General features: G+C 72.1%; 23 protein-coding genes. 4 read left to right on the forward strand and 19 right to left on the reverse strand.

Translation table 11 applies throughout. From position 1 onward, the window contains the following. Window positions 1–8: 8 nt before the first annotated feature. Complete coding sequence (locus tag ACGFI7_RS17850) at window positions 9–467, reverse strand: SRPBCC family protein (protein WP_393405482.1); 459 nt, start codon at window positions 465–467, stop codon at window positions 9–11. 89 nt (window positions 468–556) lie between these two features. Further along, on the reverse strand, window positions 557–1,267 hold the full coding sequence (locus tag ACGFI7_RS17855) for a DUF3105 domain-containing protein (RefSeq protein ID WP_393405484.1): 711 nt from the start codon (window positions 1,265–1,267) through the stop codon (window positions 557–559). A gap of 123 nt (window positions 1,268–1,390) precedes the next feature. Between ACGFI7_RS17855 and ACGFI7_RS17860 the strand changes: the two genes are divergently transcribed. Both ACGFI7_RS17860 and ACGFI7_RS17865 read left to right on the forward strand, forming a co-directional pair. Continuing rightward, window positions 1,391–2,020: a DUF305 domain-containing protein gene (locus ACGFI7_RS17860; RefSeq protein ID WP_393405485.1), complete on the forward strand. Its 630-nt coding sequence runs from the start codon at window positions 1,391–1,393 to the stop codon at window positions 2,018–2,020. 53 nt (window positions 2,021–2,073) lie between these two features. Continuing rightward, the gene (locus tag ACGFI7_RS17865) at window positions 2,074–3,477 is read left to right on the forward strand and encodes a phytoene desaturase family protein (protein ID WP_393405487.1); all 1,404 of its coding nucleotides are present in this window, start codon (window positions 2,074–2,076) and stop codon (window positions 3,475–3,477) included. A gap of 19 nt (window positions 3,478–3,496) precedes the next feature. Here ACGFI7_RS17865 and ACGFI7_RS17870 read toward each other — a convergent pair whose 3' ends face one another. The 12 genes from ACGFI7_RS17870 to ACGFI7_RS17925 form a co-directional block, all read right to left on the reverse strand. Then, the gene (locus ACGFI7_RS17870) at window positions 3,497–4,546 is read right to left on the reverse strand and encodes a threonine aldolase family protein (RefSeq protein WP_393405489.1); all 1,050 of its coding nucleotides are present in this window, start codon (window positions 4,544–4,546) and stop codon (window positions 3,497–3,499) included. After that, window positions 4,543–5,172 carry an SDR family NAD(P)-dependent oxidoreductase gene (locus tag ACGFI7_RS17875; protein ID WP_393405491.1) on the reverse strand — a complete coding sequence of 210 codons (630 nt, stop codon included), beginning with the start codon at window positions 5,170–5,172 and terminating at the stop codon, window positions 4,543–4,545. Before ACGFI7_RS17875 ends, ACGFI7_RS17870 begins: the two co-directional genes overlap by 4 nt. Beyond that, entirely contained in the window at window positions 5,169–7,274 is a 2,106-nt protein-coding gene (locus tag ACGFI7_RS17880; protein ID WP_393405493.1) for a DUF6421 family protein, read from the reverse strand. Before ACGFI7_RS17880 ends, ACGFI7_RS17875 begins: the two co-directional genes overlap by 4 nt. A gap of 86 nt (window positions 7,275–7,360) precedes the next feature. After that, the gene (locus ACGFI7_RS17885) at window positions 7,361–8,020 is read right to left on the reverse strand and encodes a response regulator (protein WP_393405495.1); all 660 of its coding nucleotides are present in this window, start codon (window positions 8,018–8,020) and stop codon (window positions 7,361–7,363) included. A gap of 89 nt (window positions 8,021–8,109) precedes the next feature. Continuing rightward, window positions 8,110–9,927 (reverse strand): serine/threonine protein kinase, encoded by a 1,818-nt coding sequence (locus ACGFI7_RS17890; protein WP_393405497.1) that lies wholly within the window; start codon window positions 9,925–9,927, stop codon window positions 8,110–8,112. Continuing rightward, on the reverse strand, window positions 9,927–11,414 hold the full coding sequence (locus ACGFI7_RS17895) for a hypothetical protein (RefSeq protein ID WP_393405499.1): 1,488 nt from the start codon (window positions 11,412–11,414) through the stop codon (window positions 9,927–9,929). The genes ACGFI7_RS17890 and ACGFI7_RS17895 overlap by 1 nt, the downstream gene beginning before the upstream one ends. 159 nt (window positions 11,415–11,573) lie before the next feature. Beyond that, window positions 11,574–12,158 carry a Uma2 family endonuclease gene (locus ACGFI7_RS17900; protein WP_393405501.1) on the reverse strand — a complete coding sequence of 195 codons (585 nt, stop codon included), beginning with the start codon at window positions 12,156–12,158 and terminating at the stop codon, window positions 11,574–11,576. A 45-nt stretch (window positions 12,159–12,203) separates the two neighbouring features. Beyond that, window positions 12,204–12,857 (reverse strand): adenosylcobinamide amidohydrolase, encoded by a 654-nt coding sequence (locus ACGFI7_RS17905; RefSeq protein ID WP_393405502.1) that lies wholly within the window; start codon window positions 12,855–12,857, stop codon window positions 12,204–12,206. Next, window positions 12,854–13,627 (reverse strand): ABC transporter ATP-binding protein, encoded by a 774-nt coding sequence (locus tag ACGFI7_RS17910; RefSeq protein ID WP_393405504.1) that lies wholly within the window; start codon window positions 13,625–13,627, stop codon window positions 12,854–12,856. Before ACGFI7_RS17910 ends, ACGFI7_RS17905 begins: the two co-directional genes overlap by 4 nt. Further along, window positions 13,624–14,658 carry a FecCD family ABC transporter permease gene (locus ACGFI7_RS17915; RefSeq protein ID WP_393405703.1) on the reverse strand — a complete coding sequence of 345 codons (1,035 nt, stop codon included), beginning with the start codon at window positions 14,656–14,658 and terminating at the stop codon, window positions 13,624–13,626. The genes ACGFI7_RS17910 and ACGFI7_RS17915 overlap by 4 nt, the downstream gene beginning before the upstream one ends. Before the next feature lie 44 nt (window positions 14,659–14,702). Continuing rightward, window positions 14,703–15,662 carry an ABC transporter substrate-binding protein gene (locus ACGFI7_RS17920; RefSeq protein ID WP_393405506.1) on the reverse strand — a complete coding sequence of 320 codons (960 nt, stop codon included), beginning with the start codon at window positions 15,660–15,662 and terminating at the stop codon, window positions 14,703–14,705. A 198-nt stretch (window positions 15,663–15,860) separates the two neighbouring features. Beyond that, the gene (locus ACGFI7_RS17925) at window positions 15,861–16,715 is read right to left on the reverse strand and encodes a Gfo/Idh/MocA family protein (protein ID WP_393405508.1); all 855 of its coding nucleotides are present in this window, start codon (window positions 16,713–16,715) and stop codon (window positions 15,861–15,863) included. Window positions 16,716–16,853: 138 nt separating this feature from the next. On the opposite strand from ACGFI7_RS17925, the gene ACGFI7_RS17930 reads away from it, so the two are divergent. Next, on the forward strand, window positions 16,854–17,438 hold the full coding sequence (locus ACGFI7_RS17930; RefSeq protein WP_393405510.1) for a histidine phosphatase family protein: 585 nt from the start codon (window positions 16,854–16,856) through the stop codon (window positions 17,436–17,438). On the opposite strand, the gene ACGFI7_RS17935 is transcribed toward ACGFI7_RS17930, so the two are convergent. The 5 genes from ACGFI7_RS17935 to ACGFI7_RS17955 form a co-directional block, all read right to left on the reverse strand. Next, entirely contained in the window at window positions 17,425–17,691 is a 267-nt protein-coding gene (locus tag ACGFI7_RS17935) for a sigma factor (RefSeq protein WP_393405512.1), read from the reverse strand. The genes ACGFI7_RS17930 and ACGFI7_RS17935 overlap by 14 nt on opposite strands. Then, complete coding sequence (locus ACGFI7_RS17940) at window positions 17,691–18,578, reverse strand: maleylpyruvate isomerase N-terminal domain-containing protein (protein WP_393405514.1); 888 nt, start codon at window positions 18,576–18,578, stop codon at window positions 17,691–17,693. Before ACGFI7_RS17940 ends, ACGFI7_RS17935 begins: the two co-directional genes overlap by 1 nt. A 162-nt stretch (window positions 18,579–18,740) precedes the next feature. Next, on the reverse strand, window positions 18,741–18,998 hold the full coding sequence (locus tag ACGFI7_RS17945; protein ID WP_393405516.1) for a hypothetical protein: 258 nt from the start codon (window positions 18,996–18,998) through the stop codon (window positions 18,741–18,743). Between the two features lie 87 nt (window positions 18,999–19,085). Further along, a complete protein-coding gene (locus ACGFI7_RS17950) occupies window positions 19,086–19,322 on the reverse strand; it encodes a DUF397 domain-containing protein (RefSeq protein ID WP_148032926.1) in 237 nt (78 codons plus the stop codon). Then, window positions 19,323–20,144, reverse strand: a complete 822-nt coding sequence (locus ACGFI7_RS17955; RefSeq protein WP_393405518.1) for a helix-turn-helix domain-containing protein — start codon at window positions 20,142–20,144, stop codon at window positions 19,323–19,325. A 222-nt stretch (window positions 20,145–20,366) separates the two neighbouring features. Between ACGFI7_RS17955 and ACGFI7_RS17960 the strand changes: the two genes are divergently transcribed. Then, window positions 20,367–20,870: an ATP-binding protein gene (locus ACGFI7_RS17960; protein WP_393405520.1), complete on the forward strand. Its 504-nt coding sequence runs from the start codon at window positions 20,367–20,369 to the stop codon at window positions 20,868–20,870. Window positions 20,871–20,873 lie beyond the last annotated feature (3 nt).

Here is a 20,873-nt window from a genome sequence, read left to right on the forward strand (position 1 = left end):
CGAGGTCCTCACCCGGCCGACTCCAGCACCGCCTTCAGGTGCGCGTTGCGCGCCACGATCAGGGCCGTCATGTGACGCCGCAGCGCCACCGACTCGGCCACCCGCCCGAGCACGCCCAGCGGCGCCTCGAACTCCACCGCGTCCCGCATCACCGTGCCCCCGCCGCCGTCGGCCGCGAAGCGGTGCTCGTGACGCCAGCGCCGGAACGGGCCCGCCACCTGCTCGTCCACGAAGAACCCCGGGGCGTCGTAGGCGCTGATCACCGAGGTCATCCGCCACGCGACGCCGAAGTGCCACGCCCGCCACGTGACCTGGTCGCCCGGCCCCATCCGCCCCGACGTGACCCCGCCGACGGCCCGCTCGCGGCTGGCCGCCATGGAGGCCATGTGGGTGTCCACCGACAGCGACTCCTCGAACACCCGGCGCGGAGCCGCCCGGATCAGCGTCACCACCTCGAACCGGACCACGGGCTCATCATTCCTTGATCGGCCCGCCGGATCCAGGGGAAGCGGAAGACCCGGCGGACGTGCCGCCGGGCCTTCCTGGAGAGGTCTGCTTACTGCTGGGACTCCGACGGCTGCGGGGTCGCCGTCTCCATCGGGGTCTGGGTCTCCGCCTTCGGCTCCGGCGGGAGCGGCGCCTGGTCGGCGGTGGTGGTGATGGCCTGCTCGCCGCCGCAGGTGGCGCCCGGCTCAGGCGTGTCCGCGCCGTTCTGGTAGCGCTTGACGAACGCGCCGAGCTTCGGGTCCTCGGGGTTGTCCAGCTTGAGCTGGTGGTTCCAGCTGCTGACCACGATCGGCGCGGGCAGCCCCTCGAACGGGCTGACCAGCATGAATTCCTGCTGGCCGGTGCTCGAGGCCACTTCCTTCAGCTTGGCGACCTGGTCGGCCGGCAGGTCGGGCCGGTAGGTGATCCAGACCGCGCCGTGCTCCATCGAGTGCACGGCGTGCTCGCTGTGGATGGGCTTGTCGTAGATGTCGCACTGTTGCCAGTAGTTGTTGTGCTCCCCGCCCACGGGCGGGGTCTCCTTGTACGCCACCTTGTTCCAGACGTGGTCGCCGCCGTCGTACTTGACGCTCACCACGGCGTCGAGCGACGTCTCGCGCGCCTGCTTGACCAGGTAGAAGCCCACCAGGCCGACGAGCAGGACGATGACGAGCCCGCCTGTCCCCCACATCAGCAATGCGGTGCGGCGTTCCTTGCGCTTCTGCTCGGCCCGCATCTTCTGCAGATGCTCCCGCCGGGCCTGCGCCTTCTCCTTCGTCATCGTTCCTCCATCGGCGAACCAATCCGAGGTCACCCTATTGGTTCGGGGCGTATGCGGAGAATAAGAGCCGCGTAAGCGTCCGATCACGACCCGCTGGGAGAGGTGGGTACGCTGGACAGCGTCATGGAGAAACCTGCCCGCACGTCGCTGTTCGCCGTCGTCGCCGTCCTCGTGCTCGCCGCGGCCGCGCTGCTGTTCGTCCTAGGCGGCCGGGGCGCTCCCGGCGACGCCTCCGCCGAGGCCGGGTTCGCCCGCGACATGGCCACCCATCACGCGCAGGCCGTCGACATGTCCTTCACCATCAGAGACAAGAGCAAGTCGCCGGAGATCAGATCCCTGGCGTTCGACATCATCAACACCCAGGCCAACCAGCGCGGCATGTTCATCGGCTGGCTGCAGCAGTGGGGCCTGACGCAGTCGACCGACCTGCGGCCGATGGCGTGGATGAGCGGCCACGGCCACGGCGGCGCCGCGCGGCCCGGCGAGCGGATGCCCGGCATGGCGTCCGACGAGGAGCTGGCGAAGCTCCGCGAGCTGCAGGGCACCGAGGCCGAGGTGCTGTTCCTGCAGCTGATGATCCGCCATCACGAGGGCGGGGTGGAGATGGCCGAGGGCGTGCTCCGGCTGTCGGGCCGGGAGGAGGTCACCGGCATGGCCCGTAAGATCGTCTCCGGGCAGAAGGGCGAGATCAAGCTGATGACCGACATGCTCGGTCACCGCGACGCGCGACCGCTCCCCTCGATCCTCCAGTGACCCCGCCCCTCCGGGGGTGACCTGTCCGGAACGGTGCGAGAAACGAGGTGGACGTGAGCGCCGACGCGATCGTGGTGGGGTCGGGGCCCAACGGGCTGGTCGCGGCCGTCAAGCTGGCCGAGGCCGGGCGGCGGGTGCTGCTGCTGGAGGCGGCGGAGTCGTTCGGCGGCGGGCTGCGGTCGGCGGAGCTGACGCTGCCGGGGCTGGTCCACGACGTCGGCGCGACCGTGATGGCGATGGCGCTGGCCTCTCCCGCGCTGCGCGACCTGGAGCTGAAGGGCGTCGAGTACGCCCACCCCGCGCTGCCTGCCGCCCACCCTCTGGACGACCGTCCCGCCGTGCTCCTGCATCGCGACCTCGCCCGTACCACGGAGGGGCTGGGACGCGACGGGGCCGTGTGGCGGGTGACGGCGGGAGCGGCGGCGCGGGCCGGATTCCCGCTGGTGGACCTGCTGCTGAAACCGCTGGGGCCGTGGTCGGCGGCGGGCCTCACGGGCGGGGTCGTGGGGGCGGCCGGGTTCGGGGTGGCGTCGGCGCTGCCCGCGACCGCGCTGGGCCGGCTGGCGTTCCGCACCGTGGAGGGGCGCGCGCTGCTGGCGGGCATGGCCGCGCACTCGCTGCTCGACCTGCGGGCGCCGATCACCAGCGGCTACGGTCTCATGCTCGCGTCCCTGGCCCACCTGGTGGGCTGGCCGGTGGTGCGCGGCGGCTCCCAGCGGCTGGCCGACGCCCTGGTCGCGCGGCTGCGCGAGCTGGGCGGCGAGGCGGTGACCGGCCACCGGGTGCGGCGGCTGGCCGAGCTGGACGCCGAGACGGTGGTGCTCGACGTGGCCCCGCGCCAGTTCGTGGAGATGGCCGACCTGCCGCCGGGCTACCGCGACCGGTTGACCCGTTTCCGGCACGGGCCCGGGGCGTTCAAGGTCGACTGGGCGCTGGACGGGCCGGTGCCGTGGCGCGACCCGGCGGTGGCGGCGGCGGGCACCGTCCACCTGGGCGGCACGCTGGAGGAGATCGCGCTGAGCGAGGCGGAGACGGCCGCCGGCCGCCACTCCCCCAGGCCGTACGTGCTGCTGGTGCAGCCGTACGCGGCCGACCCGACCCGGGGCGGGCACACGCTGTGGGCCTACTGCCACGTGCCCAACGGCTCGGCGGTCGACATGACCGGCCCGATCGAGGCGCAGATCGAACGGTACGCTCCGGGTTTCCGTGACCGGGTGCTGGCCCGGCACACGATGAGCCCGGCCGAGCTGGAGGCGGTCAACCCCAACCTGGTGGGCGGCGACGTCGGCGGCGGGCTGGCGAGCCTCGGCCAGTTCCTCAGGCGGCCGGTGTGGTCGCCGGCGCCGTGGCGCACGCCGCTGCCCGGGGTGTTCCTCTGCTCGGCCTCGACCCCGCCGGGGCCGGGCGTGCACGGGGTCGGCGGCTGGCAGGCGGCCCGCCTCGCCCTGCGCCGCTGATCTCCGGCGCCCGGCCGCTTCAGGTGGCGAGCTCCTCGGCCAGCGCGGCGGCGAAAGCGTCGACGTCCTCTTCGGTGGTGTCCCAGGCGCACATCCAGCGCACCTCGCCGGTGGCTTCGTTCCAGGTGTAGAAGCGGAACCGCTTCTGCAGCCGGGCGGTGACGTCCTTCGGCAGGATCGCGAAGACCGCGTTGGCCTCGACCGGGCGGGGCACCTCGACGCCGGGCAGACCCTCGACCGCAGCGGCGAGCCGGCGGCCCATCGCGTTGGCCCGGCGCGCGTTGCGCAGCCACAGGTCGCCCGCCAGCAGCGCCTCGAACTGCGCCGACACGAACCGCATCTTGGACGACAGCTGCATGAACGTCTTGCGGATGTAGTCGACGCCGGTGGCCGCCTCGGGGTTGAGCACCACGACCGCTTCCCCGTACAACAGCCCGATCTTCGTGCCGCCGAACGAGAGCACGTCCACGCCGGCGTCGGTGGTGAGCGCCCGCAGCGGCACGTCCAGCGCGGCGGCGGCGTTGGTGAGGCGGGAGCCGTCGAGGTGGACGAGCAGGCCGAGGTCGTGCGCGTGCGCGCAGACGGCGGCGATCTCGGCGGGGGTGTAGACGGTGCCGAGCTCGGTGGTGTTGGAGATGGACACCACCTTGGGCTGGGCGCGGTGCACGTCGCCGAACCCCCACGCCTGCCGGTCGATCAGCTCGGGGGTGAGCCTGCCGTCGGGCGTGGGGACGGTGAGCAGCTTGATGCCGCCGGCGACCTCGGGCGCGCCGCCCTCGTCGGTGTTGATGTGGGCGGTCTCGGCGCAGATCACCGCCTCCCAGTGGGCGGTCATGGCGCGCAGCGAGACGACGTTGGCGGCGGTGCCGTTGAAGACCGGCCAGGCCTGGGCCCGCTCGCCGAAGTGGTGGCGGAACACCTCCTGCAGCGCCTCGGTGTAGACGTCGTCGCCGTAGGCGATCTGGTGACCGCCGTTGGCGTCGGCGATGGCCTGGAGGATCTCCGGGTGCACCCCGGCGTAGTTGTCGCTGGCGAAGCCCTTGAGCCGGGGGTCGTGCCGGACGGTCACGTGGTGAGGTCCAATCTGGTGCCGTTGAGCTGGTCGGCGGGCTGGTCGTAGAGGCGGCCGATCGCCTCGGCGAGGTCGCGCACGTCGGTGAAGCCGGCGAACGCCGCCTCGGGCTTGGCGGCCCGCATGGCGTCGTTGACCAGGGCCTTGACGACGAGGATCACCGCCGCGGACGAGGTGCCGCGCAGCGCGTCGGCCAGCGAGAGGGTCCACGCCTCCGCGGCGGCCTTGGCCGCGGCGTAGGCGGCGCCGCCGGCGGTGGGGCGCTGGGCGGCCTTGGCGGAGACGATCACGAACCGGCCGTCGGCGCTCCGGCGCAGCAGCGGCTCGAAGGCCAGCGAGACGTGCTGGAGGGTGCGGATGAGCAGGTCGTGCAGCACGTCCCAGTCGGCGAGGTCGGTCTGGGCGAAGCCGGGCCCGCCGCGCCAGCCGCCGACGAGGTGGACCACGCCGTCGACGTGACCATGCTCGGCCTCGATCCGGGCCGCGAGGGCGTCGACGGCGGCGCGGTCGAGCAGGTCGACCTCGTCCTTGTCGACGCCGATCACGGTGTGGCCCTGCTTGGCGAAGTGTTCGGACACCGCGGCGCCGGTGGGGCCGGCCGCGCCCGTCACGAGAATGATCATGCCCGGATCCCCTTCGTCGACTCCACCACGTCGGCCAGCTTACGGCGCAGCGCCTCGTAGAACATGCTCAGGGGGAACTCGTCGGGCAGCACCGCGTCCACCTTGGCCTTCTGCTCCTCCGGCAGCGCGTCGATCCCCCTGGCCCAGACGGAGGCCGGGTCGGGCGCGACGTAGGCGCTCACCAGCTCGTGCGCGGCCAGCCAGTGGGCGACCTTGGAACGGTCGATGCTGTCGCGGTAGAGCTTGTCCACCTCGCCACGCAGGTCGGCCACGCCGTCGGCGACCCGGTCCCAGTCGATGGACAGGCGGTTGTCGGTCCACCGGACGATGTCGTTGCGGTGCAGGTAGGCGAAGAGCAGCTGGCCGCCGAGCCCGTCGTAGTTGCGCACCCGCGGGCCGGTGATGGGGAACCGGAACAGCCGGTCGAACAGCACGGCGTACTGCACGTACCGGGCGTGCGGCACGCCCTCCCGCTCCAGCTTGACGGCCTCGCCGAACGCGGTGAGGTCGCAGCGCAGCTCCTCCAGCGCGTACAGCCAGTACGGCATCCGCTGCTTGATCATGAACGGGTCGAACGGCAGGTCGCCGTGGCTGTGCGTGCGGTCGTGCACGAGGTCCCACAGCACGAACGTGTCCTGGGCGAGCCGCTGCGAGGCGAGCAGGCGGGCGGCGTCCGGCGGCAGGTCGACCTTGAGCGTGCCGACGGCGGCCCTGGACACCTTGCGGAACCGGGCCGACTCGCGGTCGGCGAAGATGCCGCCCCAGGTGAAACGGGCGGGCGTCTGCCGGACCGCGACCGTCTCGGGGAAGAGCACGGCGGAGTGGGTGTCGTAGCCGGAGGTGAAGTCCTCGAACGCGATCGGCACGAACATCGGGTTGTCGTAGCCGCCCGCCTCCAGCTCGGCCAGCCAGTCCGGCCAGATGGTGCGGATCCAGACGGCTTCCAGGTTGCGGTTCGGGTTGCCGTTCTGGGTGTACATGGGGAACACGACGAGGTGTTCGAGGCCGTCGACGCGCTGGGTGTCGGGGTGGAAGAGGTCGAGCGAGCCGAGGAAGTCGGGCACGCCGAGGTCCTGCTCCGACCATCGGGCGAGGTCGTCGGTGACGGCCTGGAGGTACGCGGCGTCGTGCGGGAAGTACGGCGCCAGCTCGCCCACCTTGGCGGCGACGGCGGTGACGAGCTCCTTGGCCCGGTCCTTCTCCTCCGGCACCGAGCCGTCCTTGACCTGGAGCGGCCGCAGCTCCTCCACCAGGGCCTTGAGCTCGCCGAACAGCTCGGCCTTCGGGCCGGACCCGGCGACGGCGGCGGGCGCGTCGTCCGGGACGCGCGCGGCCCAGGTGATGACGTTGCCCCACAGCCTGGCGTGGTCGTGGTCGTCGATCGAGTCGTCGCCGAACAGGTCGGAGTCGGCGAACACCACGACCCTGCCCTGCCCGTACGGGAGCGCGACGGCGAGCGGCGCGCCCGCCGGGTCGGCGTCCTGGGAGGTGGCGAACAGCACAGTGGCGTTCTCGACGGCGTTCCCGGTGACGTTCCCGGTGACGTTCCCGGTGACGTTCCCGGTGGCGAGCACGCCGGAGCGGTAGAAGCAGGCGGACTTGACGCCGGCGAGCAGCCCGTCGCCGGTGGCGGGCGAGGCGACGACCCAGGAGGCGACGCCGCGGTGCGCGTGGCGCGGGTCGCGCACGGTGGTGTGCTCGATGGTCACGCCGAAGCGGGCCAGGAGTTCGGCCAGGTTGTTGCCGTACTTGTCCTGCTCCTCCTCGGCCAGCACGACCAGCCCGCCGCCCGCGGCGACGAAGTCGTGCACGGCGTCGAGTTCCGCCGGGGAGAGCACGGGGCTGCCACCGGTCGTGCGCTCCCAGCGCTCCTCCGCCGGGTGGGCGATGACCAGCACGTCATGCTCCTGGAGCGTTCCCGGGTCGAGCGGGCCCTCGACGTGGGCCGTCACCGTGTGGCCCAGGTGGCGCAGCAGCCCGGCGGCGCGGGCGTAGCTGGAATCGTCGGGGTGAGCGGGGTTCACGGCCTCGGCGATCTCACGCCGGATGGTCCACGACTCGCTGTGGGCCTCGTCGAACAACACCCTGGGGAACGCGTGCATGAAAGATCTCCTGTCATCGCGGCCTTATGACGGAAAATATACACATACCTCCCGAATGGTTCTTCAACCCTTCCCGCATGGTGAGATCAGGTCATGCTGCCGGGCCGCACCACGCCCGACTCGTACGCGAACACCACCGCCTGCGCCCGGTCACGCAGGCCCAGTTTCATGAGCACCCGCGCCACGTGCGTCTTCACCGTGGCCTCCCCCACGTACAGCTCCTCGGCGATCTCCGCGTTGGTGAGCCCGCGGGCCAGCAGGCGCAGCACCTCCAGCTCGCGCGGCGTCAGCTCGTCCAGCCGGGGCGACGGCGTCGGCTCCGCCCGGCCCGCGAACGAGGCGATCACCCGGCTGGTCACGGCCGGGTCGAGCAGCGCGTCGCCGGCGTGCACGATCCGGATGGCCTCGATGAGCTGCTCAGGCGGGGACACCTTGAGCAGGAACCCGCTGGTGCCGGCGCGCAGCGCCGCCCACAGGTTCTCGTCGGTGTCGAAGGTGGTCAGCGTGATCACCTTGGGCGGTGACGGGGTGTCGAGCAACTCCCTGGTCGCGCTCAGCCCGTCGAGCCGCGGCATGGAGATGTCCATCAGCACGATGTCCGGCCTGACCCGCCGGGCCACGGCGATGGCGTCGCGCCCGTCGGCCGCCTCGCCGACCACTTCCATGCCCGGGTCGCTCTCCACGACCATGCGCAGCCCTGCCCTGACCATCGCCTGGTCGTCCACGATCACGATTTTTATGCCCACAGCTTCCGAAGGGTAAAGGGCCGGGGAGTACATGAACAGACATGGATTCAGCAGGTCAAGCCGTACACAAGTCAGGTGCAAGCGGACGATCAGGAAACCTGGACGCTCTGCCGCACCCGCACCTGCGTCTCGGTGTCACAGCGGGGCTGCGCGCAGAAGTACATGATCAGGATCGGCTTGGGCCGATGAGCGATGACGTAGCTGACGAAGCCCAGCTGGTTGCCGCTGCCGCGGTCGCGCAGGGTGCCGTCGTAGCGGGTCGCGTCGCTGTTGCCGGCCCGGTCGGGCACCGGGGCCGACACCTCGACCTCGCCCGGCAGCAGGCCCTCCATCGTAGCCTTCATCTGGTCGCGGGAGGCGCCGGGGTCGAGGGTGTCGGACACCTGGACGTACACGCCCACGGCGTTCTCCCGGTCGCCGCTGATGACCGGGTTGACCTGCGACCAGTCGGCGTTGGCGCCGGAGACGAACATCGACTCGAACTCGGCGGCCCGCGGCGAGGCGAGCGCGAACAGGTCGGCGTGCGAGCGGGCGGTCCACCCCTCGGGGTGCTCGAACGTCACCGGGGCGGCGGCGGTGTTCTCGAAACGCACCCACGACTCGCCGCGCTGCATCACGACGATCATCACGACCAGGGCCAGCGCGGCGACCGCCGCGGTGATGGTGGCCGCCACGATGGGCAGCCGGCCCGGACGGCGTGCCGGTCGCGGGGACGGGCCGGTCGGCGGGCCGCTGCCGGGGCCGGTGATAGGGCCGGACCCGTAACCGTACGGGGAGCCGGGGTGAGGGCCGGAATGCGGGCCGGAATGCGGGCCGGAGCCTGGGCCCGTGCCGGGACCGGAGTGCGGGCCGGAGCCTGGGCCAGGGCTGTAGTGCGGGCCGGAACCCGGGCCGGGACCGTAGTGCGGGCCGGAACCGGGACCGGGGCCGTAATGCGGGCCCGAACCGGCGCCGGAGCCTGGACCGGTGCCGGGGCCCGCGCCTGGGCCTGTGCCCGTGCCGGGAGCTGTGCCGGGACCGGTCCGGGGGCCGGTTCTGGGGCCGGTGAGCGCGCCGTCCGGGGCCGCCGAGCCGGTGATCGCCTCGCGCAGCGCGTCGATGAACGCCGCGCACGACGGGAAGCGCTGCTCGGGCGCCTTGGCCAGGGCCCGCATCATCACCCCGTCGACCTCCAGCGGCAGCTCGGGCCGGAGCTGCGTCAGCGGCGCAGGCTGCTCGGCCAGATGGGCCCAGAGCAGCGCGATGTCGTTGTCGCGCTGGAACGGCAGCCGCCCCGACAGCCCCTCGTACACCACGCACGCCAGCGCGTACTGGTCGGCCCGGCCGTCGATGTGCTCCTTGTTGATCTGCTCGGGCGACATGTAGCGGGGGGTGCCGATGAACTGGTCGGTCTGGGTCAGACCGGAGATCGAGGTGCGGTGCTTGGTGATGCCGAAGTCGGTCAGGTAGACGTGGTCGTTCGCCAGCAGGATGTTGGCCGGCTTCACGTCACGGTGGATCAGGTCGTGCGCGTGCGCGGCGTCGAGGGCTGCCGCCACCTGGGCGAAGATCCGCAGACCCTGGTCGAGCGGCAGCGGCCCCCGGTCGTAGATGAACCGGCGCAGGTCGAGCCCGTCGACGTAGCGCATGGCGATGTAGAGCACCCCGTCGGCGTCGGCGTTGGCCTCGTAGATCGGGATGATGTTGGGGTGCTCGATGCTGGCGACGGTCCTGGACTCCAGGATGAACCGCTGGCGGAACCGGTCGTCGACGCTCAGCACCGGGTTGAGGATCTTCAGCGCGACGCGCCTGCTCAGCCTCGGGTCCAGCGCCAGGTAGACGACGGCCATGCCGCCCTTGCCGATGATGTTCTCGATGTAGTAGCCGGCCACCTCCTGGCCGATGAGCGCTCTGTCGTTCACGTGCATCACGACGTCTCGATGGGCTGGCCACAGTAGCCGCAGAACCGGTGTGCCTGGCCGAGCCGCATGCCGCAGGCCGTGCAGAACGTGAGAGTGGGCTGCGGGGAGGTGAGCACCTGCTGCTGCTGCGGCACCACCGGGAACTGCAGCGACCGGCGCACCATGATCGTCTGGTTGGCGCCCTCGTCGTACCCCTGCTGCTGCGGGACCAGCGGCGGCGCCTGCTGCCCCTGGTCGTCGTCCGGCCCGCCGCCGGCCCGGTGGCGCCGCCACAGCAGGAACGCGCCCACGGCGGCGGCGACGAACAGCACGCCCGCCGCGACGATGAACGGCCACAGCGGCAGGCCGCTCGGCGCCGGGGCGGCCGCCCTCTTGGTGCCCGCGTCGTCGGGGCCGCCCCGCTTGGCGAGCGCCTCCTTGAGCAGGTCGGCGGCCACCACGTTGCCGGGGTAGAGCTCCAGCACGCGCTGGAAGCCCGGCGCGGCCTCGGTGTAGTACTGAGTGTGGTAGCGGGTCAGCGCCCCTTCGAAGGCGGAGTCGATCGCCCCGCGGCGCGGCGCGATGCCGGCCTTCGACAGGGTCGAGGTGATCTCCCGTACCCCGATCATCTTGCCTTCCTTGCCGCCGCCGATCAGCATCCCGACGACGTGGCCGTCCTTGTCGCCGATGACGGGGGCGCCGGCCAGGCCGCGGTCGGCCAGGCCGCCCAGCTTGACGGGCTCGTCGGCCTTCTTGTCCGGGTCGGCGAACGGCCGGCCATTCTCGCCCGCGCCGCCGCCCTTGGCGAGGTGGGCGATCTCGACGGTGGTGCGCACGTTCGGGCCGGGGCGGCCGAGGAAGCCGGCCACGCTGGTGGGGGAACCCGGCTGGTCGGGCACCTTGTCGGCGAGCGGGGCGGTGGGCATGCCGACGCTGCCGACCGCGCGGGCGACGGGCATCAGCACGGCGGGGGTGTCGGGACCGGAGCCGGCGCGCACCAGGTCGGCCTTGAAGCCGTCGGTGTCGGCGGGCGAGACGTTCGGGAAGATCGTGATGTCGGTGGTGACGTCGATGATGCAGGTCGCGGTGGCCCGCTTGGGCGGGTAGCAGTCCTTGAGGTGACGGTTGAGCACGGGGTTGTCGAGCGAGTGACGCTTCGCGTCCTGCGGCACCTTCACGTCGTGGTGCTCGGCGAACACCTTGTTGGCCGCCAGGACGGCGACGTCCTCGTCGTCGGTCTTGACCACGCGGGTGAGCGTGACGATCGCGCCCTCGGGGTTGACGACGATGCCGGTGCCCTCGCCGATGGGGAAGTCGTAGGAACGCTCCACGTGGCGTAACTGGCCGACGTGGTCGAGAAGCGTTATCTCGACGTGCGAGACCGCCTCCACCCGCACCACGGCCGGGGTCACCAGATCGGTGATGCCGCTGGGGTGCTCATGGGCGACCGCGGGAATGGCGAGCAGGGCGACCGTCACCCCGACGCCGCCTGCCAGCACTGTGAGACGTGCCATCACCGCTCCCGCACGAAGGGTTGTAACCAGGGTCCCAATCACCTGTCGTAAGTCAATAGATCCGCGTATGAAGAAGCGGTTGCAGTACTTCCCCCGACGTAAGAACCCCTCTCGACGCCCTATCGTCCGAGAGCCCTCCGGCGTTACAGATTTTCGTGATCAATTCAGCGCGGCCGGGTCGAAGCTGACGGAGAACGGTTCGGCCAGGTCGGCGACGGTCCCCGCCTTGTGGGCGCTCGGCGGTCCGTAGGCGTCGCCGTCGAGCTCGTACGCGTAGAGCACCGGCCCCTCGTCGAGCTCCACGCGCCAGTAGACGGGGATGCCGGCGGCGGCGTACGCCTCCGTCTTGAAGGCTCTGTCGCGCATCTGCGTGCTGGGGCTGACGATCTCGACGGCCAGCAGCACGTGCTCGGGCGAGAACATCAGCCCCACCTGGTCGGTGCAGGCCATCGGCACCACGACCAGATCGGGGATGTAGAAGTCCTTGGCGCTCACCCGGAGGTTCACCGTCGACAACGGCTCGAGCTCCGGAGGCGAGGCGTCGTCGAGGATCCGCTGAAGGCGGAAGATGACTCTTTGGTGCAGAGGAGTGGGGGCAGGGCTCACCAGTAGGCTCCCGTTGAAGAGCTCGTAGCGATTCCCGTCGTCGGGAAACTTGAGCAGGTCATCGACAGTGAACGGCGGCCTGCCCGGAAGAACCGTGCGCGCGCTCGTCGGTTCGGTCGTCGGTTCGGTCGTCGCCATGATGGTCACCCGCCCAGTATCGGGAATGCAGCCCTCGCCCACATGCTACTTACCCGCATTCCCTGACTTTCGGTAACCGGGCCGCCACGCTTCGGCGCCCTGTTTGACGGCCGCGTGGACGGCGCGGGCCAGGCGGGCGCCCCACTCCGAGCGCGGGCCGCAGAACACCTCCTGGGGACCGGACTCGGGGACCGCGACGCAGACCGCGTCCGAGGCGGTGCCCGTGCACGGGTAGCCCGCTTCCAGCAGCGCCTGCGTCTTGGCCTCGGTGACCGTCATGACGGCGTTGACCAGGGCCGCGTCCGTCATGGCCACCGGCAGCGCGGCGACGATGTTGACGGTGCCGGCGATCGGGGCCAGCTCCGGGTCGGCCGCGCCCGCCGGGGCCGCCGCCCAGGTCGGCACCCGTAACCCGACCGTGGCCACCGCCTCCGCCCCACCGTCGGCGGCGCGGGCGTAGCGGTCGACCGAGGCGGCGGTCAGCATGCCCACACCGTCGCCGCCCGGCCCCAGCCCGGTCAGGTGGGCGACCGGGTCCATGCGCGCGTAGCCGGCCGCGACCTGCGCGTTCAGCACCCACGTACGCGGCCCGATCCCGCCGCCCAGCATCGCCGAGGAGATCATCCGCCACCCCGGCCCGAACTCCCACAGCAGCGACCCCAGCCGCTCCCCGTCCTCGACGCGGTAGCCGAGCTTCACGTCTCTCCCCTGACCAGGTGCACCACGGGCCGCCCGCCGGGGCCCGGCTCGATCATGACACGGGCGTCGAAGTGCTCGCCGACGAGGGCGCCGGTGAGCACCTCGGCGGGTGCGCCGCGGGCCACGGACCGGCCGCCGGACAGGAGCAGGAGCGTGTCGGCGTACTGGCCGGCGAGCGTCAGGTCGTGCAGCGTGGTGATCACGGTGAGGCCGTCGGCGGTCCTGAGCCGGTCCACCAGTTCCAGCACCTGCTGCTGGTGCCCGAGGTCGAGCGCGGTGGTGGGCTCGTCGAGCAGCAGCACCGGCGCCTCCTGGGCGAGGGCGCGGGCGAGCACCACCCGCTGCCGCTCGCCGCCGGACAGCTCGCCGACCCTGCGAGCGGCGAAGCCGGTCAGTCCCAGCCGCGCCAGCACGCCTCCGGTGATCTCCCGGTCGCGGCGGCTCTCCCTTCCGAGGTAGGGGATGTACGGGGTACGGCCGAGCAGCGCGTAGTCGAAGACCGTCATGTCGGGCGGCAGCGCGGGCGCCTGCGGCGCGTAGGCGACGAGCCTGGCCCGCTCGCGCGGCTTGAGCCCGCTCCCCTGCCGGTCGTCGAGGACCACCTGGCCCCGGTGGTCCAGCACGCCCATGACGGCCTTCAGCAGGGTGGACTTGCCGGCGCCGTTGGGCCCGATGACCGCGAGCCACTCGCCCCGCGCCACGTCGACGTCCACCCGGTCGAGCACGTCACGCCCGCCGAGCCGTACCGAGAGGTCCTTGACCGTGATCATGTCGCCGTCCCCCGCGTCATGCGCAGCACGGCCACGAAGAACGGCGCGCCCACGAACATGGTGACGACCCCGATCGGCAGCTCGGCGGGGGCGATGACGGTCCGCGCGAGCAGGTCGGCGAGCACTAGGAAGGCGGCGCCGCCGATCAGCGACAGCGGCAGCACGCTGCGGTAGGAGCCGCCGGCCAGCCGCCGCACCACATGCGGCACGACGATGCCGACGAAGCCGATCAGCCCGCTCACCGCGACGGCCGCCGCCGTGGCCATGGAGGCGGCCAGCAGCACCACGAGCCGCACCCGGGCGGCCCGCACGCCGAGCGCGCCGGCCTCCTCGTCGCCGACCGCGAGCACGTCCAGCATCCGCCCGTGCACCAGCAGCACGGCCGCGGAGACGACCGCGTACGGCAGCACCATCCAGATCTGCGGCCAGCCGCCGCCGACGTCGCCGAGGATCCAGGAGTAGACGCGCCGCAGCTCCTCCACCCCGAGCTGCTGCACGAACGTCTGGATCGCGGTGAGGAACGAGGTGACCGCCACCCCGGCCAGCACCAGCGTCGCGGTGCCCCCGCCGGTGCGCCCGGCGGCGCTGCCCAGCGCGTAGGCCAGGAACACGCCGCCGACCGCGCCCGCGAACGCCGCGACCGGGGTGGTGAGCGCGGAGCCGGGCAGCAGCACCACGGCCACCGTGGTCATCAGCCCGGCCCCGGCGGCGGCGCCCAGCAGGTACGGGTCGGCCAGCGGGTTGCGGAACACGCCCTGGTAGCCGGCGCCGGCCATGGCCAGCAGCCCGCCGACCACGGCCGCCAGCAGCACCCTGGGCAGCCGCAGCTCGTACAGCAGTCCCTGCTCCACCGGCGACAGCCCGGCGTCGACCGACACGAACGGCAGCCAGTCGGCCACCTGGAGGACGACCTGCCGGGGCGAGATGTCGGCGGCGCCGCCCAGCAGCCCGGCGACCATGACGGCGGCCAGCACCAGCAGCGCCCCCGCCAGCCACACCGGCCGGGCGCGGGCGGGCTTGACGTGCGCCACCGGGTCGCGTCCCGCGGCCTGCCCGGTGGCCTGCTCGGCGAGCACTATCGGGAGGCCGCCTTCGTCACGGCGTCGCCGACGGTCTGCGCCAGGTCGGCGACGCGCGGGCCCCAGCGGGAGGCGATGTCGTCGTCGAGCTCGATCACCTGGTCGTTCTTGATCGCGGACAGGTTCGCCCAGCCGGGGCGCTTGGCGAGGGCGTCCCTGTTCTGCCCGCAGCACTTCACGTCGGCCAGGAAGATCAGGTCGGGGTCGGCCTGGGCGATGAACTCGGCGGACAGCTTGGGGTAGCCGCCGGCCGCGTCCGGGGCCTTGTCGGCGATGTTGGTCAGCCCGAAGAGGCCGTAGACCTGGCCGATGAAGGTCGTGGACGTGGCGCCGTACGGGGTCTGGTCGAGCTCGTGGTAGTAGGTGAGCCGCTTGTCCTTGGGCGCGTCGGCGGCGAGCTTGTCCAGGGTGGCGCGCATGGAGGCGACCACCTCCTCGGCCTTCTCCGCGTTGCCGGTGGCCGCCCCGAGGTCGCCGATCTCGTCGTACGCCTCGTCGAAGGTCTTGGCGGAGGGCTCCCACAGCACCGGCACGTTCAGTTTGCCCAGCTCGGTGATGACCTGCTCCATGTCGTCGGAGAGCACGACCAGGTCGGGCTTGTGGGCGACGATGGCCTCGACGTTCGGCTTGAAGCCGGACAGCTCGGTCCGCGGCGCCTCGGGCGGGAAGTTCGACTGGTCGTCGACCGCGATCACCTGCGGGCCGGCGCCGATGGCGAACAGCGTCTCGGTGTGGGTGGCCGAGAGCGACACGATCCGCTCGGGCCTCTTCGCGATGGTGACCGGGCCGTTGGCGGCCTCCACCGTCACGGGGAAGGCGGCGTCGGCCTGGGTGGCGGAGCTGGTGGCGGAGCTGGCGGCGGGGGTGGGGGCGGCTGTCGTGCCGGGCTGTCCGCATGCGGACAGGGCGAGCGTTCCCAGCAGCGCGCCCGCGAGAGCCTTGCGTACGGGCCTCACGAGGTAGTCCTTTCACACTGTCGGAACCGAGAGACCCGCGGTGAGCGACGGATCACCCTTTTCCACGAGGGTTGATGACGTCACGCAGAGGCAGGCGACCTGGCTATGACAGTTGCGGGACAGCGCCGGACTCACACCGGACTTCGCTGCGCACTGCGCGTCGGACAAACGCTATCAATCCTCTTGGAAGCGCCCGCGTCAAGGGGTACGCAGCTGTGCTTCGGCCTCCTCGATCACCTGCTGGAGCCGGAGGCCGTGCGCGGCGTCGAGCGGATGGCCGCCCTGCCGGACCGTCCTGGCGAACTCCTCGGCCACCCGCGGCAGCGGGTCGCCGCCGGGGTCCAGCACGGCGGCGCCCTTCCTGCCGTACACGGCCACGCTCGCGGGCGGCAGGTCGCCGACGGCGGCCTGGCTCAGCGACACCTCGCTGACCGCGCCGCCCTCGTGCTCCAGCAGCAGCCCGGCCCAGCGCAGCGGGTCGCCGTGCGCCCGCACCCCGGTGATCCGGCCGAGTGCCGCGTCCATCAGGTCGATCATGTGCGGCCCCGCGTCGAGCAGCGCGCCCCGTTCCAGCCGCCAGGGGGTGGCGAACGGGTGGTCGCCGACGAGGGAGCCGGAGATGTTCGCGGCGTGCCCGCCGAACGGCTCGATCTCGCGGCACCGGTCCAGGAAGGCCCGGGTGCCGGCCGCGTACCGCAGGGTGAGCACCAGCTGGCTCGGCACGCCCGACTCGGCGACCGCGTCCGCGAGCCGCCGCGCGCTGTCCAGCGAGTCGCCGAGCGGCTTCTCCAGCAGCAGCGCCTTGCCCGCCCGCGCGGCCCGCGCCGCCAGCTCGGCCTGGACCGCGGGCGGCACGCAGAACGCGACCGCCTCGCACGCGTCGAACAGCTCCTCCAGCCGCGCGTACACGGGCACGCCGAGCCGGGCGGCCGCCTCGGGCCTGCGCGCCCAGACGCCCGCGAGCCTGGTGTGCGGGCCCGCCGCCAGCATCGGCGCGTGCGCCATCTCCGCCCACGGCCCCGCCCCGACCAGCCCGACCGCCACCGGCTCCATAGCCATCTCCCCGTCCCGCACCGAGTCCGATCCTTCAGCCGACGTGACCCTACTGAAGCGGCCGGCAGGATGCGCGTCCACGAGGCCGGGCGGAGACCGCTGACGCCAGGCTCGTGGGCGTGCCGGATGATGGACCCCATGGAAGAGATGGTGTTGCTCCGCCACGGCGAGACGGAGTGGAGCAGGACGGGCAGGCACACCGGCCGCACCGACGTGCCGCTGACCCCGCGCGGCGAGGAGCAGGCCAAGGCCCTCATCCCGGTGATCGCGGAGAGCCCGTTCGAGCGGGTCGTGGTCTCGCCGGCGCGGCGCGCCACCCGCACCGCCGACCTGGCCGGGCTGGGCTCCTACGAGGTGGACCCCGACCTGTGGGAGTGGGACTACGGCGGCTACGAGGGCGTCTCCACCCCCGACATCAGGAAGGACCGGCCGGGCTGGTACCTGTGGCGCGACGGTGTGATCCCCGGCGAGACGCCGGGTGAGAGCGCGGCCGAGGTGGGCGCCCGCGCCGACCGGGTGATCGAGCGGTGCGCACGAGCGCGGGGGCGGGTGGCGCTGGTGGCGCACGGCCACCTGCTGCGCGTGCTCACCGCCCGCTGGCTGCGCCTGCCCCCGCAGGACGGGCGGCTGTTCAAGCTCGACACGGGCACCTACTCGCGGCTGTCCTACGAGCACGGCGAGCCGGTGATCAGGACGTGGAACGCCCCGGTCACCGGACCTTGACGCGCATCGCCGCCGCGTGCAGCGCCCTGGTCACCAGCCAGCCGCGCAGCGAGCCGAACCGGGGGTCGTGGGCGCGCGGCTCCTCCCAGAGCGCGGCGAAGACGTCCTGGGTGACCTCCTCGGCGTACTCCTGGCTGCCGGTCACCTTGATCGCGACCCCGTACACGTACGCGCAGTGCGCGTCGTAGACGGCGGCCAGGGCGTCGAGGTCGCCCGCCACGAGCCGGGCGTGCAGGTCGGTGTCGCCGCTCATCAGTCGCACCCCAGGGTCGCGGCGGCCTTGATCAGCTCCCGGGCCAGGCCCGCGTCGCCTTCGGCGGCGTACGGGAACGACTCGGGCGGCAGGCGGTCGGCGAGCAGCCGGCAGAAGTCGGCGGCGCCGGCCGAGATCAGCGCCGAGACCCGGCCGGGCCCGGACGACAGCGGCACCGTCCAGCAGCCGCCGCCCGGACCGGTGAGCTGGAAGGTGGCCGACGCGCCGTGGTCCTGCCGCGGCACCGCGCGGGGCAGCATGGCCAGCCCGAACTCGACGATCATGCGCAGGTGGGGCTCGGGCGGCTCGGCGACGGGCCGGTCGGTGAGCCGCCGGATGTCGTCGGCGTGCGTCCAGGTCTCGAACGCCCGCTGGATCAGCGCGTGACGCAGCGGGCCGCGTGCCGGCGCCTGCCGCGTGTTGCCGGCCAGCTCGACCTCGGCGGCCAGCAGCACGCCCTTGCTGGCCGAGACCCGTTCCAGCATCGAGCCGGCCTGCCGGCGCCAGCGCCGGTGCACGGGGTCGGTGCCGGGGTCCGGCACTCCCATGAAGCGGGCCACCCTGGCGTCGTTGGCGGCGAGGTGCTCGACCAGGCCGCGCACCGTGCCGTGCCGCGCCATCGGGGCGTCCCACTGCGGTTCGCTCAGCTCAGCCAGCAGGTCGTCCATGAGGGCCACCTGCTCGGCGTAGGGCACGCTCACCTCCGCCACCGCCGGCTCGGCGGGCTGCCTGCGGCGCCGGGCCATGGACAGCACGGCCTCGCGCAGTCGAGGGGGCGGCTCCTCCGCCCTCTCGTGGTCGCCGCGGAGCAGCGCGAGCGCGGCTCCGCACTCGGGGCACGAGGCGGCGTGGTCGCCGCGCCCGTTGAAGAGGTACGAGTCAGTCATGGCCGCCTCCGCAGCCTGAACCTAACCCGTGGCGGGCCGCGGCGCCAGGCCGCCGGCGAGGGCGGGCCTACCGGTGCGTGGCCCTGATCGCCCCGCAGGACGGCCGGCGGGGGTGACGCCCCGGAATGCCACCACGCGGTCCCCGGCCGCCTGCGGAGCGGCTCAGGAGAGCGCCTCGGCCGGTTGCGGGCCGCGGCCGGTCAGCCATTCCAGGACGCTGCGGTGGCCCCGGGCGGCGTCCTCGAAGTGGCCCCAGTGCCAGTAACGCGGCTGGTCCCGGATACCGGTCACCCAGGTCCGGTACGACACCGAGCCGGCGGAGGCCGCGGGCGCCACGCCGTAGGTGCGGACGACGACCTTGCCGCCGGGTGCGAACAGCACGTCATCGGCTATCGGATACAGCGTCATCTGGTCGAGCATGACCTGATCGTGCCCGGAGCAGTCGGCCCGCCCGTTACGCCTCCGGCGCGCCCTGGTTAAGCGAGCCCGCCGGAGGTTAACAGCGCGTTACACCAGCAGGCCGTCGAATTCTCCGTCCTTCACTCCGAGCACCAGCGCCCGGATCTCGTCGCGGGTGTAGATCAGCGCGGGGCCGTCGGGGAAGCGGGAGTTGCGCACCGCTATCCCACCGTCGGGGAGCTTCGCGAGCTCCACGCAGTTGCCCTGCGAGTTGCTGTAGCGGCTCTTGCGCCACGCCACACCGGACAGATCGCCCGCGGGCATGCCGTTATAGGTCTGATTCATCTACATCTTTCTGAGAAGGCCGCCGATGAGCTCGACGGTGCCCCCCGGCGTGGTGCTCTCCACGCACAGCTGCTCCATGGCCGTGAGGTACGGGTCGATGTCCTCGCGCTTGTCCAGGTACAGGGCACCCCAGAGCTGTTCGACGTAGACGACGTCCGACAGGTCGGACTCGGGAAACCGCAAGATGCTGAACGCGCCCCCTTCGGCGGCGTGCATGCCGTATCTGAAAGGCATCACCTGAAGGGTGATGTTGGGCAGAGCGGCGACTTCCAGCAGATGCCGGAGCTGCTCGGCCATGACCTTCCGTCCGCCGATGGTCCGTTTGAGGGTCGCCTCGTCGATGACCGCCCACAGCCGCGGGCCGTCGTTCTTGGTGAAGCGCTCCTGCCGCTGCATGCGCAGATGCACGCGGCGTTCTATCCGATCGGCGGACATGTCAGGATTGCCGAGTTGGATCACTGATCGCGCGTACGCGGCCGTCTGCAGCAGGCCGGGCACGAACTGCACCTCATAGGTGCGGATCATGCTCGTCGCCTCCTCCAGCCCCACGTAGGTGGTGAACCAGGAGGGCAGCTCCTGCGAGTAGTTCTGCCACCAGCCGGGAGTGTTGGCCTCCCGGACCATCTCCAACAGGGCACGGCGCTCGGCGTCGTCGTCGACGCCGTACAGCGTGAGCAGGTCTTCCACGTCACGTGTCTTGAATCCGACGCGCCCGAGCTCCATCCGGCTGATCTTGGACTCGGAGGCGCGGATGTGGAATCCGGCCTGGTCGCGCGTGAGTCCGCACTTCTCGCGCAGGCGCCGCAGGCTCGCACCGAGCATGATGCGCCGAACGGTCGAAGCTGAACCGGGCGGATCGATGGACACGTGGTGCTCCTTGGTCGTTTCCTTGGCACACAGTCTGTCACTTCACGGCCGAAAGATCATGGGCCGCGGACAAGATCCCCTTTCCCACTGATTGACCTTTTGGAGCAAACCGTAGCGCCTGCACGCACTGTCTGCACGTGCATTCGCTCTTGCAAGTGCACGAGAGTTTGCCGCACAATGATCACCGTGCAATCCACCACGGCAGCCGGCCAATGGACCACGTTCGACTGGTGGCCCCCCGTCGGCTGGTGGCCGGAGGCGGCGCGTGATCTCCTCGAGCCTGGCCCGTCCGCGAGCGCCACGTTCGTGCTCCCCGCCACCCCCACGTCCGTCCACTCCGCGCGCAGCTACGCCGCCGGGGTGCTCACCGCGTGGGGGCTGACCGAGGTCGGCGACAACATGGAGCTGGTGGTCTCCGAGCTGGCCACGAACGCGCTGCGGCACGGCGTGCGCGCCGACGACCCGTGCCGGCGCGGTCCCGTGCACATGTCACTGGTCCGCCGCGGCCACCTGGTCACCAGCGCCTTCACCGATCCCGGCTCCTCGGTGCCCACGCTGAGATACTCTGGCCCTCTGGATACCGGCGGCCTGGGTCTCCACATCGTCGACTCACTGAGCCTTCGCTGGGGCTGGTCCGCGCTCTCGCCCCACGGGAAGATCGTGTGGGCGGTGCTCTCCTGACCC

Origin of the sequence: Nonomuraea sp. NPDC048826 (assembly GCF_043198225.1) — a bacterium.
Taxonomy (GTDB): domain Bacteria; phylum Actinomycetota; class Actinomycetes; order Streptosporangiales; family Streptosporangiaceae; genus Nonomuraea.